Here is a 13,741-nt window from a genome sequence, read left to right on the forward strand (position 1 = left end):
GAACATGGCAGACGATTACCTCGTACGTATCGGCAAGCTCATCCGCGACGCCCGCCAGCACAGGGGCTGGACACAGTCGCAGCTCGCCGAGGCGCTCAGCACGAGTCAGAGCGCCGTGAACCGCATCGAGCGGGGCAACCAGAACATCAGCCTTGAGATGATCGCCCGTATCGGCGAAGCGCTTGACAGCGAGATCGTCTCCCTCGGGTATGCCGGGCCGATGCATCTGCGCGTGGTCGGCAACCGCCGACTCTCCGGGTCCATCGACGTCAAGACGAGCAAGAACGCCTGCGTGGCGCTGCTCTGCGCCTCCCTGCTCAACAAGGGACGCACGGTGCTGCGCCGGGTGGCGCGCATCGAGGAGGTCTACCGCCTCCTCGAGGTGCTCGGCTCGATCGGCGTCCGCACCCGCTGGATCAACGACGGGGTCGACCTGGAGATCGTGCCGCCGGCCAAGATCGACATGGAGGCGATCGACGCGGAGGCCGCGATCCGGACCCGCTCGATCATCATGTTCCTGGGTCCGCTGCTTCACCGCATGGACCGCTTCAAGCTGCCGTACGCGGGCGGTTGCGACCTCGGCACCCGCACGATCGAGCCGCACATGATCGCGCTGCGCCGCTTCGGGCTCGACATCGCCGCGACCGAGGGGCTCTACCACGCGGAGGTCGCGCGCGACGTCGTACCGGACCGCCCGATCGTGCTGACCGAGCGCGGCGACACCGTGACCGAGAACGCGCTGCTCGCCGCGGCGCGCAGCGACTGCACGACCGTGATCCGCAACGCCTCGTCGAACTACATGGTCCAGGACCTGTGCTTCTTCCTGGAGGCGCTCGGCGTCAAGGTCGAGGGCATCGGAACGACGACCCTCACGGTGCACGGCGTTCCGAACATCGACGTCGACGTCGACTACTCGCCCTCCGAGGACCCGGTCGAGGCGATGAGCCTGCTCGCCGCCGCGGTCGTCACGGAGTCCGAACTGACCGTCAAGCGCGTCCCGATCGAGTTCCTGGAGATCGAGCTCGCGGTCCTCGAGGAGATGGGGCTCGACCACGACCGGACGGCGGAGTACTTCGCCGACAACGGCCGTACGCGCCTGATCGACCTCACCGTCCGGCCCTCCAAACTGGAGGCGCCGATCGACAAGATCCACCCGATGCCGTTCCCCGGCCTCAACATCGACAACGTCCCCTTCTTCGCGGCCATCGCGGCGGCGGCGCAGGGCAAGACGCTGATCCACGACTGGGTCTACGACAATCGCGCGATCTATCTGACCGACCTCAACCGCCTCGGCGGACGCCTCCAACTCCTCGACCCGCACCGGGTGCTTGTCGAGGGTCCGACCCGCTGGCGGGCCGCCGAGATGATGTGCCCGCCCGCGCTGCGGCCCGCCGTGGTGGTGCTGCTTGCGATGATGGCCGCCGAGGGAACGTCCGTCCTGCGCAACGTGTACGTGATCAATCGTGGCTATGAGGATCTGGCCGAGCGGCTCAACTCCGTGGGCGCGCAGATCGAAACGTTCCGGGACATCTAGGAGCCGTCCGCGCAGTCGGCTCTCCCGCTACGACTGGGCAACGATCACCGCTCACCCCTGGAGGCTGCGAGGGCGCGGTGTTGGGGTGGGCGCATGGAAGATCGCACCCTCGCCCCCGGCACGCGCGCCCTCGTCGTGTTCTGTGCCTCGCTGGCCCTGCTCGCGGCAGGGTGCGCCGAGCAGGGCGACACCGGCACGTCGTCGCCGGCCAAGGACACCGGCAACCCCGTGTCGACGCCGACCGCTTCCCGTCCGGTCCCCTCCGGCGGCAAGGGCTCCAAGGACCCGGACGACATCAACGGCGACGGGCACCGCGATCTGCTCCTGGCCGTGCCCTCCCGCGGCCAGAACGCGGACGGGCGTACCGGCGTCGTCTTCGGCTCCGCCAAAGGGCTCGACCCGTCGACACACGCCGTGTACGACTACGCCCCGGGCACCGTCGTCACCGCCGATCTGGACGGCGACGGCTATCCCGATTTCATCACCGTGATCACCGAGAAGGTGCCCGAGGAGGAGTCCGAGTCCGGCTGGTACACGGATCGGCGGCGACCGGTCGTGAACTGGGGTGGCCCGAGCGGTCCGAAGGCCGGCGGTGAGGCGACCCGGATCGAGATACCCGAAGGCGGTCCGGGAGTGGATCTGACCGACCCCGAGCGCGGCGACTTCGACGGGGACGGGCACCACGACATCGCGGCGCTTCGGCAGGACGGGTCCGTGGTCCTGCTGTACGGCCCCTTCACCCGCTCCGGCGCCGCGGCCCGCACCGACACCCGGCCCGGCAAGGGAAGCCGGCTCGTCGCGGACGACATCGAGCCGTCGGGCAAGGCGCGCGCGACCGGCCTTCTCGTCCACGAGGGCGACGACGGCGAGCAGACAGGTGGAGTCCTCTACCCGGCACGCGCCGGGAGCGGCCTCTCCCGCAGCCCGGTCGAGCTGCGCGACGGCAACGCGACGGCGTTCGGCGACTACGACGGTGACGGGGTCCGCGACCTGGCCATCGGTGACAACGGAAGCAGCAACAACGAGCCGGGCGCCTCGGTGGAGAAGCCGGAGTGGGACTCCTCGCTCGCGGTCTACCCCGGCAAGGGCGGCGACCCGGTCACACACAAGATCCCGCGTAGCGACAACTCCTATTACGGGCCCGGCGGTTACACGTCGGCGGACCCGGACGGCGACGGCAAGGACGGCATCCTCGTCGCGACGGACGACAACGCCCTCCTGATCGAGGGCGAGAAGCGGACGAAGATTCTCCGGGAGGGCCCGCCCCGTGCGAAGGGCAAGAAGACCCCGGCCCGATGGCGGCACGCGCGTCCGTACGCCGCCGCTGATTTCGACGCCGACGGCAAGGAGGAGCTGGTCATGAACTGGGGGGCGGGCACGCTCTTCGGCCTGTACGGCGATCAGCCGTCGCACTGGTGGATCACCGACGGCACGACGGCACGGGACAAGACCGCGTTCACCACGACGGCGTTCCGCGGGCGCGGCTGAGGCGTCGTCGCGCCTACGTGCTCGCCCCCCGGCCCTCCGGAGTCTTTGACGCCATGCGGCTCAGTCGAGGACCGCCACCCCGTCGAGCTCCACCAGGCACTGCTCGTCCCAGAGCCGGACCGCGCCGATCACCGCCATGGCGGGGTAGTCGCGTCCCGCCAACCGCCGCCAGATGCGGCCGAGTTGCGGTGCCTGAGCGCGGTAGTCGGCGACGTCCGTGGCGTAGACGGTGACGCGGGCGAGGTCCGCGGGGGTGCCGCCCGCGTGGCGCAGGGCGGTGAGGAGGTTGGTCAGCGCTCGCTCGAACTGCTCGGGCAGGGTGGTGCCGGTGACCTTGCCGTCGGCGTCGAGGGCGGTCTGGCCCGCGAGGAAGACGAGGCGGCCACCGGTCGCGGTGACGGCGTGCGAGAAGCCGGTGGGCGGGGAGAGTTCGGCGGGGTTGAGGCGGTTGAGGGGCATGGGGTCTCTCCTTTGTGTGCGGGTTCGTTGCGCCTGCGGCGGGGTCGGGGAAAAAATCACCCGCTCGGACCCGCGTACAACTCCTTGGCGATGATGGACCGTTGCACCTCGCTCGCCCCCTCATAGATGCGCGGCGCCCGCACCTCCCGGTAGAGGTGCTCAAGGAGATGCCCCCGCTGCAAAGCGCGCGCACCGTGCAGCTGAACCGCCGCGTCCACGACGTACTGTGCCGTCTCCGTGGCCAGCAGCTTGGCCATGGCCGCGCGTTGGGCGATGTCGGGTTCACCTCGGTCGTACGCGGCGGCCGCCGCGTACACCATGAGGCGTGCCGCCTCGGTCCGGGTCGCCATCTCCGCGACCTGGTGGGCCACCGCCTGGAGGTCCTTCAACTTGCCGCCGAAGGCGTCCCGTCGGGCGGTGTGCGCGAGCGTCGCGTCCAGGGCCGCGGCCGCCATGCCGACCGCGAAGGCGCCGACGCTGGGGCGGAAGCGGTTGAGGGTGGTCATGGCGACGCGGAAGCCGCGGTCGGGTTCGCCGAGCACGTCCTCGCCGGTGACGGTCACGCCGTCGAAGGCGAGGGCGCCGATGGGGTGCGGGGAGAGCATGTCCAGCGGGGTGCCGGTGAGGCCCGCACGGTCGGCGGGGACCAGGAAGGCGGTGACGCCGCGTGCGCCGGCACCGGGCGTCGTACGGGCGAAGACGGTGTAGAAGTCGGCTTCGGGGGCGTTGGAGATCCAGCACTTCTCGCCGGTGAGCCGCCAGGAGGAGGCACCGTCCGGTGCGGCGCTCAGGGCCAGCGCCGCGGCGTCCGAGCCCGCCCCGGGCTCGGAGAGCGCGAAGGCGGCGACGGCGCGCCCCGCACGGGCGGGCGCGAGCCACTGTTCGCGCTGTCGCGGGGAGCCGAACGCGGCGACGGGGTGCGCCCCGAGCCCTTGCAGGGCGAGGGCGGTCTCGGCCTCCGTGCAGGCGTGGGCGAGGGACTCGCGCAGGAGGCAGAGACCCAGGGCGCCGGAAGCGACGTGCGGGGTGCGGGAAGCGGGGCCGGTGCCGGAACCCTCCCCCGCGAAGAGGGGGCCGAGCAGGCCGAGTTCCCCCAGCGCCTCCACCAGCGGGCGGTTCACGCGCCCCGGCTCGCCCTTCTCCGCCAGGGGGCGCAGCCGCTCATCGGCGAGCGTACGCAGCTCCGCACACCAGGCGATTTGCTCCGGGTTGAGCGAGAATGCCGTCATGCCGGGCCCCTCCTCTATCGCGCACCGTTGACTGTCGTCACCAACACGATACGCTCGTTGCGCGAGCTCACCACAAGCCCGAACGGCAAGGGGGCGACCCGCTGTGGACGCCAAGAGTGCACTGCGACTCCACCCATCGGCTCACGTGGACACCTTCGCCCGGGACCACCTCCCGCCGCCGGAGCAGTGGCCCGCGTTCGTCCACGACCGGCCCGAGCTGCACTACCCCGACCGCCTCAACTGCGGCGCCGAGCTCCTGGACCGCACGGTGGAGCGGTTCGGCGGCGACCGGCCCGCGTTCCGCTCGGGCTCCGGCGACGTGTGGACGTACGGCGAGCTCCAGCGGCACGTCGACCGGATCGCACACGTCCTGACCGGCGAACTCGACGTACTGCCCGGTCAGCGCGTCCTGCTGCGCGGCCCCACCACACCCTGGCTCGCGGCCTGCTGGCTCGCGGTGATGAAGGCGGGCGCCGTCGCGGTCACCGTTCTGGCCCAGCAGCGTCCGCACGAACTGGCCACGATCTGCGAGATCGCCGAGGTCCGCCACGCCCTGTGCGACGCCCGTGCCGTGGACGACCTGATCAAGGCCGGGATTCCCGGGCTCGACGTCACCACCTTCGGCGGGGACGCGGGCGACGACCTGCGGGCACGCGCCGCCCGGCAGCCTGATGTCTACGAGCCCGTGGCCACCTCCGCCGACGACGTCGCCCTCATCGCCTTCACGTCCGGCACCACGGGCCGCCCCAAGGGCTGCATGCACTTCCACCGTGACGTGCTCGCCATCGCCGACACCTTCGCGCGCCACATCCTGAAGCCGGGACCTGACGACGTGTTCGCGGGCAGCCCTCCGCTGGGCTTCACCTTCGGGCTCGGCGGGCTCGTCATCTTCCCGCTGCGGGCCGGCGCCTCCTCGCTCCTGCTCGAACAGTCCGGACCGAAGCAGTTGCTGCCCGCGATAGGCGAACACGGCGTGACGGTGCTCTTCACGGCGCCGACCGCCTACCGCACGATGCTCGACGAGCTGAGCAAGCCGGACGCGCCCGACGTCTCGTCGCTGCGGCGGTGCGTCTCCGCGGGCGAGAACCTGCCCGCCGCCACCTGGCAGGCCTGGCACGAGCGCACCGGGCACCGCATCATCAACGGCATCGGCGCCACGGAGCTCCTGCACATCTTCATCTCCGCCGCGGACGAGGCGATCCGCCCCGGCACCACGGGCCGCCCCGTCCCGGGGTGGCACGCGCGCGTGGTCGACGACTCGGGCGCGCCGGTGCCGGACGGCGAGCCCGGTCTGCTGGCCGTGCGCGGCCCTGTCGGCTGCCGGTATCTGGGCGACGAGCGGCAGCTCCAGTACGTGCGCCACGGCTGGAACGTCACCGGGGACACCTACGTCCGTGACGCCGACGGCTACTTCACCTACGTGGCCCGCGCGGACGACATGATCATCTCGGCCGGGTACAACATCGCGGGCCCGGAGGTCGAGGAGGCACTCATGCGCCACCCCGACGTCCTGGAGACCGCCGTCGTGGGGCGCCCCGACGAGCTGCGCGGGCAGCAGGTCGTCGCGTACGTCGTCCCGCGCGCGAGCGCTGACCGCGACCCGGAGCGGCTGCGCGATTTCGTGAAGGGCGAGCTCGTGCCGTACAAGTGCCCGCGCGAGATCGTCTATCTGGACGCGCTGCCGCGCACCGCGACAGGCAAGCTGCAACGGTTCCGGCTGCGGGAGCCGGGGCCCGTAGAGTGATCACGTGTCCGAGCAGCACACTCCACGGTCCCTGATCGTCACCTTCTACGGCGCCTACGGGCGCGCGGCCCCCGGCCCGGTGCCCGTCGCCGAGCTGGTCAGGCTCCTCGCCCCGGTCGGCGTGGACGCCCCGTCCGTCCGCTCGTCCGTGTCCCGGCTCAAGCGGCGCGGGCTGCTCGTCCCCGCGCGCACGGCCGCGGGCGCGGCGGGGTACGCCCTGTCACCGGACGCACGTCAGCTCCTGGAGGACGGCGACCGGCGCATCTACGCCTCGCCCCCGGCGACACGGCGGGACGCGGGCTGGGTGCTCGCCGTCTTCTCCGTGCCGGAGTCCGAGCGCCAGAAGCGGCACGTACTCCGCTCCCGCCTCGCCAAACTGGGCTTCGGAACGGCCGCTCCGGGGGTGTGGATCGCCCCGGCGCACCTCTACGAGGAGACCAGGCACACCCTGCGGCGCCTCCAACTCGCCTCGTACGTCGATCTGTTCCGCGGCGAGCACCTGGGCTTCGCGGCGACGGCGGAGGCGGTGGCCCGCTGGTGGCACCTGTCCTCCATCGCCAAGGAGCACGAGGCCTTCCTCGACCGGCACGAGCCGGTGCTCCGGGCCTGGCAGGGGCGTGCTGACACCCCGCCCGAGGAGGCGTACCGCGACTATCTCCTCGCCCTGGACTCCTGGCGCCGACTGCCGTACGCCGATCCGGGGCTGCCGGGAGAACTCCTCCCGGCGGGGTGGCCCGGGGACCGGTCCGCCGAGGTGTTCACGGCGCTCGACGGACGGCTGCGGGACGCGGGGGCGGGGTTCGTCAACTCCCCAGCCTGAGGCGGGGCTTGGGGGCGTCGGTGCGGCCCGTCTGTGGTCGGCGGCTGCCCGCCCGGTACTGCTGGGGCCAGCTGACGCCCGGTCCGGCGTAGCCCTGCTCGGCCGCCGCGTGCAGGGTCCAGTGCGGGTCGTACAGATGCGGTCGCGCGAGCGCGCACAGGTCCGTACGGCCAGCCAGGATCAGCGAGTTGACGTCGTCCCAGGAGGAGATGGCGCCGACCGTGAGGACGGGAACGCCGGTTTCGTTGCGGATGCGGTCGGCGAACGGAGTCTGGTAGGAGCGGCCGTACGCGGGGCGTTCGTCGGAGACGACCTGGCCCGTGGAGACGTCGATCGCGTCGGCACCGTGCGCGGCGAAGGCGCGGGCGATCTCGACCGCGTCCTGCGCGGTGGTACCGCCGTCGGCCCAGTCGGTGGCCGAGATGCGGACGGTCATGGGTTTGCCGTCGGGCCACACCTCCCGCACGGCGTCGAAGACTTCGAGGGGGAAGCGCAGCCGGTTGTCCAGCGAGCCTCCGTACGCGTCCGTCCTGCGGTTGGTCAGCGGCGAAAGGAACCCGGAGAGCAGGTAACCGTGCGCGCAGTGCAGTTCGAGGAGGTCGAATCCGCCGCGCTCGGCCCGCCCGGCCGCCGCGACGAACTCCTCCCGGACCTCGTCGAGCCCGGCCCTGTCCAGTTCGTGCGGGCGCCCGCTGTTCGCCTTGTACGGGAGGGGTGAGGGCGCCACCAGCGGCCAGTTGCCCTCGTCGAGCGGTTCGTCGATGCCCTCCCACATCAGCTTCGTCGAACCCTTGCGGCCGGAGTGCCCGAGCTGGACCCCGATCGCGGTGCCCGGCGCCTGCGCGTGCACGAAGTCGGTGATCCGGCGCCAGGCGTCGGCCTGTCCTTCGGTGTAGAGCCCGGCGCAGCCCGGTGTGATGCGGCCCCGCTCGCTGACGCACACCATCTCGGTCATCACCAGGCCGGCGCCGCCGAGCGCCCGTGCGCCCAGGTGGACGAGGTGGAAGTCACCGGGGACGCCGTCCACCGCGGAGTACATGTCCATGGGGGACACGACGACGCGGTTGCGCAGGGTGAGGCCGCGCAGCCGGAAGGGCGTGAACATCGGCGGCGTACCGTCCGGGCAGCCGAACTCGCGCTCGACGGCCTCGGTGAAGTGGGCGTCGCGCAGCCGGAGGTTGTCGTGGGTGACGCGTCGGCTGCGCGTGAGCAGGTTGAACGCGAACTGGCGCGGAGGCTGGCCGAGGTAGTCCGGGAGCCGCTCGAACCACTCCAGGCTCGCGCGGGCCGCGCGCTGCGTCGACTCCACGACGGGGCGGCGCTCCGTCTCGTAAGCGGCCAGCGCGTCGGCGATGCCGGGCCGCTCCTCCAGGCAGGCGGCGAGCGCGAGCGCGTCCTCGACGGCGAGCTTGGTGCCGGAACCGATGGAGAAGTGGGCGGTGTGCGCGGCGTCGCCGAGCAGCACCGTGTTCTCGTGCGACCAGCGCTCGTTGACGACCGTGCGGAAGTTGATCCAGGCGGATTTGTTGCCGCGCAGGGCCCGGCCGTCGAGGGCGTCGGCGAAGATCTTGGCGCAGCGCTCGGTCGACTCCCGCTCGTCGAGTTCCGCGAACCCGGCCGCCTCCCACACCTCCTCGCGCATCTCGACGATGACGGTGGACTCGCCGGTGCCCGCCGTGGAGAACGGATAGCCGTGCAGCTGCATCACGCCGTGCTCGGTCTCGGCGATCTCGAAGCGGAACGCCTCGAAGGCGAAGTCGGCGGCGAGCCAGATGTAGCGGCAGCGGTGCGTCTCGACACTCGGCCCGAAGGCTTCGGCATGTGCCTCACGCGTGAGGCTGTGCACACCGTCCGCCGCGATCACCAGGTCGTACGCGGTGGAGAGCTCGGCTGCGGAGGGCGCCTCGGCACAAAAGCGCAGGTCGACGCCGAGCTCCCGGCACCGCTCGTGCAGGATGCCGAGCAGCCTGCGCCGTCCGAGTGCCGCGAAGCCGTGCCCGCCCGAGGTGTGCCGGGTCCCCCGGTGCACGATGTCGATGTCGTCCCAGCGCACGAACTCCGCCTGGAGCGCGCGGTAGACCACGGGGTCGGCGTGCTCGATGCCGCCGAGCGTCTCGTCCGAGAGGACGACTCCGAAGCCGAAGGTGTCGTCCGGGGCGTTGCGCTCCCAGACGGTGATCTCGCGCTGAGGGTCGAGGCGCTTGAGGAGGGCGGCGGCGTAGAGCCCACCGGGCCCGCCGCCGATGACGGCGATGCGGTGGGCCGTTCCCTGGCCGGTGGCTGCCATCGTCAGCGCCCCCGCCACTTGGGCGGGCGCTTCTGCGTGAACGCCGCGTGGAATTCCTTGTAGTCCTCGCCGGTCATCAGGAGGGCCTGGGTCGCCGCGTCCAGCTCCACGGCGGCGGCCAGGGGCATGTCGAGTTCGGAGGTCAGCAGCGCCTTGGTCTGCGCGTACGCCAGCGCGGGGCCGTCGGCGAGGCGGCGGGCGAGGGCCTGTGCGGCCTCGGGGGCCTTGCCCTCGTCCGTCAACTCGCTGATCAGGCCGAGCCGTTCGGCCTCGGGGGCGCGCACCGGGTCGCCCAGCATCAGGATGCGGGTGGCGTGGCCGAGTCCGACGACGCGGGGCAGGAGATACGCCGCTCCCATGTCGCCACCCGACAGGCCGACCCGCGTGAAGAGGAAGGAGAACCGCGCCGAGGGGTCCGCCACCCGGAAGTCCGAGGCGAGGGCGAGCACGGCGCCCGCGCCCGCGGCCACTCCGTGCACGGCGGCGACCACCGGGAAGGGGCACTCGCGGATGGCGCGGACGACCTGCCCCGTCATGCGGTTGAAGTCGAGCAGCTGAGCGGTGTCCATGCCGAGGGTCGCGCCGATGATCTCGTCGACGTCACCGCCCGAGCAGAAGCCGCGCCCCTCTCCGCCGAGCACCAGGGCGCGTACGGACTTGTCGCGGGACAGCTCGGCCAGGAGGTCGCGCAGGTCGGCGTAGGCACCGAAGGTGAGCGCGTTCAGCTTGTCGGGGCGGGCGAGGGTGACCGTGGCGACCCCGTCGTCCACCTCGAAACGGAGGTGCTGCCAGTCGGGGGTGCGGGGGGCGGAGCCGGTGAAGGGACTCATGACGACGTGCGGCCTCCTCGGTAGGGGCGGCGGCGGTCCAGCTCTGGAAGTTCTCGCTGCCTCTCGAAGTTATCACTCATCCGTGACTGTCGTCACGAGCACGCGATAGACGAGGCGCGTCACAGGCCTCCGCGGGAACTCGAACCCCGGCATGCACGTTCTTCCCACGGAGAACCCAGGGGCCGGACGTCCCGGATATGCCCGACCGTCGACCCTGTCGACATAGCGCTTAAGATTCGTACGGTTGAAAGCAGGATCGCCTGCTGCCCTGAACGGACCCGCCTTGCACGAACCTCCCGTACCTGCCTCGTGGCGCATCGCCCTGCCGCACACCACTGCGGCGGTACCGATCGCCCGCGCGCTGGTGCGCACCGCGCTCACGGAGATCGAGTCGCCCGCCGACAGCGACACCGCCGAGCTGCTCACGGCCGAGCTGGTGGCCAACGCGGTGAAGCACACCTCGGGGCACGACCCGATAGAGCTCGTCATCGAGCTCCTGCCGACCGGCTGCCAGGTCGAGGTCCATGACTCGAACCCACTGCCGCCCGGCGATCTCAGCAGCCCCGCGCCGATGAGCGAGCCGGACCCCTGGCAGGAGCACGGGCGCGGCCTGCTCCTGATCCGCACCCTCAGCTCGTCCTGCGGTCACCGCCCCACCGACTCCGGCAAGGCGGTCTGGTTCACACTGCCCGCGGCGTAGCCGACTCGGCGTCGGCGGCCTTGCCCAGCCGTGAGTGACGGCGCCCGTACAGCGCGTACACCAGGGAGCCGACGACCAGGAACACCGCGAACTGCACCCACGTCGTCCAGCCCGTGCCCCAGATCAGGTAGAGGCAGAAGCCCACGCCGAGGATCGGGCTCACCGGGTACAGCGGCACCCGGAAGGTGCGCTTGAGCTCCGGCGCCGAGCGGCGCAGCGCGAGCACCGCGACATTCACCGCGACCATGATCGCCAGTGTGCCGATCGTCGTCAGGTTGACCACCACGTCGAGCGACGAGAAGGCGGCCGGGACGGCGAAGACCGCGGCGACGATCCAGGTGTTGGCGACCGGCGTCGACGTCTTCGGCGAGACGCGCTCGAAGACGCGCGGGATGAGCCCGTCGCGGGACATCGACATCAGGATGCGGGTCTGGCCGTACATCACCGCGAGCACGACGGACGCGATGGCCACGACCGCGCCGAAGGCGATGATGCCGCCGCCGACCGCCGAGTCGGTGACCTGGTCGACGACGAGCGAGAGCGCGGCGGGCTTGTCGGCGACCGCGTCCGCGCCCAGTGCGCCGATCGCCCCGAGGGCTACGGCGACGTACAGCAGCGTGGCGATGCCGATGCAGATCAGGATGGCGATCGGGATGTTCCGGCGGGGGTTCTTGACCTCTTCGCCCGCCGTGGTGATCGCGTCGAACCCGATGAAGGAGAAGAAGGCGAGCGAGGCTCCCGCGGTGATGCCGGATGCTCCGGCGCCCGCGAAGGGGGTGAGGTTGCCGGCCCTGAACGCCGTGAACGCGATCGCGAGGAAGAACAGCAGGATGCCGATCTTGAGCATGGCCATGGCGGCCGTCGCCCGCGCGCTCTCCCGGATGCCGCGCACGAGCAGCACCGCGGCCAGCAGGATCACGACCACGGCGGGCAGGTTCACCACGCCGCCCTCGCCGGGCCCGGAGGAGAGAGCGTCGGGCAGGTGCCAGCCGGTGAGGCTTTCGAGCAGCTCGTTCAGGTACTGGCTCCAGCCGACCGCCACGGCGGAGACGGAGACGCCGTACTCCAGGAGCAGACACCAGCCGACGAGGAACGCGGTGCGCTCGCCGAGCGAGGCGTACGCGAAGGAGTACGAGCTGCCGGAGACCGGGATCGCGCCACCCAGCTCGGCGAACGAGAAGGCGGTGAAGATGCAGGTGACGGCGGCCAGGAAGTACGAGACGGCGACCGCGGGGCCGGCCTCGGCGACGCTGTCGGAGAGGCCGACGAAAATGCCGGTGCCGACGATCGCGCCGACGCCGAAGCACACGAGCTGGAACAGGCCCATGGTGCGCTTCAGGCCGTGGCCTTCGAGGTCGGCGCCCGATTCGGCTACGAGGAGATCGGGGGACTTGATGCGGAGTCCTGCCGGACCGGTCGAGCGCATGCGGTGGTTCTCATTTCGGTGGTGCTGAGTCGCGGCGGGGGTGGGCCGCGGAGAAGCGAGGCCGGGGGATGGTGTTCCCCGGCCCCACCAGTTGAGCTGGTAACGCGTGGGTGGCAGGTCGGACGGCTTCTGGCGGCCTGGCGGCCGGTGTGTCAGGCGAGCGTGGCGACGAGGACCGCCTTGATCGTGTGCAGGCGGTTCTCGGCCTCGTCGAAGACGACGGAGTGCGCCGACTCGAAGACCTCGTCGGTGACCTCGAGAGAGCTTAGACCGTGCGAGGCGTAGATCTCGCGGCCGACCTTCGTGCCCAGGTCGTGGAAGGCCGGGAGGCAGTGCATGAACTTCACGTCGGCGTTGCCCGTGGCGCGCAGGACGTCCATGGTCACGGCGTACGGCGCGAGGGCCGTGATGCGCTCGTCCCAGATCTCCTTGGGCTCGCCCATGGAGACCCACACGTCGGTCACGACGAAGTCCGCTCCCACGACGGCTTCGGTGACATCCTCGCTGAGCGCGATCCGGGCGCCGCTGACCTCGGCGAGCTCGCGGGCCCTGGCGACGATCTCGTCGGCCGGCCAGTAGTCCCTGGGCGCGACCATGCGTACGTCCATACCGAGGAGCGCGGCGGTGATCAGGTACGAGTTGCCCATGTTGTAACGGGCGTCACCGAGATAGGCGAAGGCGATCTCGGTGAGCGGCTTCGTGCTGTGCTCGGTCATCGTGAGCACGTCGGCGAGCATCTGGGTGGGGTGCCAGTCGTCGGTCAGGCCGTTGTAGACGGGCACGCCCGCGTGGGCGCCGAGCTCCTCGACCGTCGACTGGGCGGCGCCGCGGAACTCGATGGCGTCGAACATCCGGCCGAGCACCCGCGCGGTGTCCTTCGCGGACTCCTTGCTGCCGATGTGCGATCCGGCCGGGTCTATGTACGTCGTCGACGCGCCCTGGTCCGCGGCCGCCACCTCGAAGGAGCAGCGCGTGCGCGTGGAGGGCTTCTCGAAGATCAGCGCGATGTTCTTGCCGCGCAGCCGCTGCGTCTCGGTCCCCGCCTTCTTGGCCGCCTTCAGCTCGGCGGCAAGATCGATCAGGCCGCGGAGCTCCTCGGCGGTGAAGTCCAGCTCCTTGAGGAAGTGGCGGCCGGTGAGATCGATGGCCATGATGGCGCTCCTGGGGGTACGCGTACGGGACACTGGAAGTCTATACGACGCTACACATTTCTATACAGACCTG

General features: G+C 71.2%; 11 protein-coding genes. 5 read left to right on the forward strand and 6 right to left on the reverse strand.

Annotated features, from left to right (window positions below):
• The first annotated feature begins 4 nt into the window (after nt 1-4).
• Both AB0I94_RS15135 and AB0I94_RS15140 read left to right on the forward strand, forming a co-directional pair.
• Nucleotides 5-1,534 (forward strand): UDP-N-acetylglucosamine 1-carboxyvinyltransferase, encoded by a 1,530-nt coding sequence (locus AB0I94_RS15135; RefSeq protein ID WP_363310009.1) that lies wholly within the window; start codon nt 5-7, stop codon nt 1,532-1,534.
• Nucleotides 1,535-1,627: 93 nt separating this feature from the next.
• Nucleotides 1,628-3,022: a VCBS repeat-containing protein gene (locus AB0I94_RS15140; RefSeq protein ID WP_363310010.1), complete on the forward strand. Its 1,395-nt coding sequence runs from the start codon at nt 1,628-1,630 to the stop codon at nt 3,020-3,022.
• 60 nt (nt 3,023-3,082) lie between these two features.
• Here the strand turns inward: AB0I94_RS15140 and AB0I94_RS15145 are convergent, their stop codons facing one another.
• Entirely contained in the window at nt 3,083-3,481 is a 399-nt protein-coding gene (locus tag AB0I94_RS15145) for a RidA family protein (RefSeq protein ID WP_363310011.1), read from the reverse strand.
• Nucleotides 3,482-3,537: 56 nt separating this feature from the next.
• Nucleotides 3,538-4,710: an acyl-CoA dehydrogenase family protein gene (locus tag AB0I94_RS15150; RefSeq protein ID WP_363310012.1), complete on the reverse strand. Its 1,173-nt coding sequence runs from the start codon at nt 4,708-4,710 to the stop codon at nt 3,538-3,540.
• Between the two features lie 121 nt (nt 4,711-4,831).
• On the opposite strand from AB0I94_RS15150, the gene AB0I94_RS15155 reads away from it, so the two are divergent.
• Both AB0I94_RS15155 and AB0I94_RS15160 read left to right on the forward strand, forming a co-directional pair.
• Nucleotides 4,832-6,454 (forward strand): AMP-binding protein, encoded by a 1,623-nt coding sequence (locus AB0I94_RS15155; protein WP_363310144.1) that lies wholly within the window; start codon nt 4,832-4,834, stop codon nt 6,452-6,454.
• A 4-nt stretch (nt 6,455-6,458) separates the two neighbouring features.
• The gene (locus tag AB0I94_RS15160; protein ID WP_363310013.1) at nt 6,459-7,274 is read left to right on the forward strand and encodes a PaaX family transcriptional regulator C-terminal domain-containing protein; all 816 of its coding nucleotides are present in this window, start codon (nt 6,459-6,461) and stop codon (nt 7,272-7,274) included.
• Here AB0I94_RS15160 and AB0I94_RS15165 read toward each other — a convergent pair.
• Both AB0I94_RS15165 and AB0I94_RS15170 read right to left on the reverse strand, forming a co-directional pair.
• A complete protein-coding gene (locus AB0I94_RS15165; RefSeq protein ID WP_363310014.1) occupies nt 7,258-9,561 on the reverse strand; it encodes a bifunctional salicylyl-CoA 5-hydroxylase/oxidoreductase in 2,304 nt (767 codons plus the stop codon). The genes AB0I94_RS15160 and AB0I94_RS15165 overlap by 17 nt on opposite strands.
• 2 nt (nt 9,562-9,563) lie before the next feature.
• Nucleotides 9,564-10,391 (reverse strand): enoyl-CoA hydratase family protein, encoded by an 828-nt coding sequence (locus AB0I94_RS15170; protein ID WP_363310015.1) that lies wholly within the window; start codon nt 10,389-10,391, stop codon nt 9,564-9,566.
• 283 nt (nt 10,392-10,674) lie between these two features.
• On the opposite strand from AB0I94_RS15170, the gene AB0I94_RS15175 reads away from it, so the two are divergent.
• Nucleotides 10,675-11,091 carry an ATP-binding protein gene (locus tag AB0I94_RS15175; RefSeq protein ID WP_363310016.1) on the forward strand — a complete coding sequence of 139 codons (417 nt, stop codon included), beginning with the start codon at nt 10,675-10,677 and terminating at the stop codon, nt 11,089-11,091.
• On the opposite strand, the gene AB0I94_RS15180 is transcribed toward AB0I94_RS15175, so the two are convergent.
• Both AB0I94_RS15180 and argF read right to left on the reverse strand, forming a co-directional pair.
• Nucleotides 11,072-12,517, reverse strand: a complete 1,446-nt coding sequence (locus AB0I94_RS15180; protein WP_363310017.1) for an amino acid permease — start codon at nt 12,515-12,517, stop codon at nt 11,072-11,074. The genes AB0I94_RS15175 and AB0I94_RS15180 overlap by 20 nt on opposite strands.
• Nucleotides 12,518-12,669: 152 nt before the next feature.
• A complete protein-coding gene (gene argF / locus AB0I94_RS15185; RefSeq protein ID WP_363310018.1) occupies nt 12,670-13,668 on the reverse strand; it encodes an ornithine carbamoyltransferase in 999 nt (332 codons plus the stop codon).
• Between the last annotated feature and the right edge of the window lie 73 nt (nt 13,669-13,741).

The organism is Streptomyces sp. NPDC050147 (assembly GCF_040660195.1).
Taxonomy (GTDB): Bacteria; Actinomycetota; Actinomycetes; order Streptomycetales; family Streptomycetaceae; genus Streptomyces.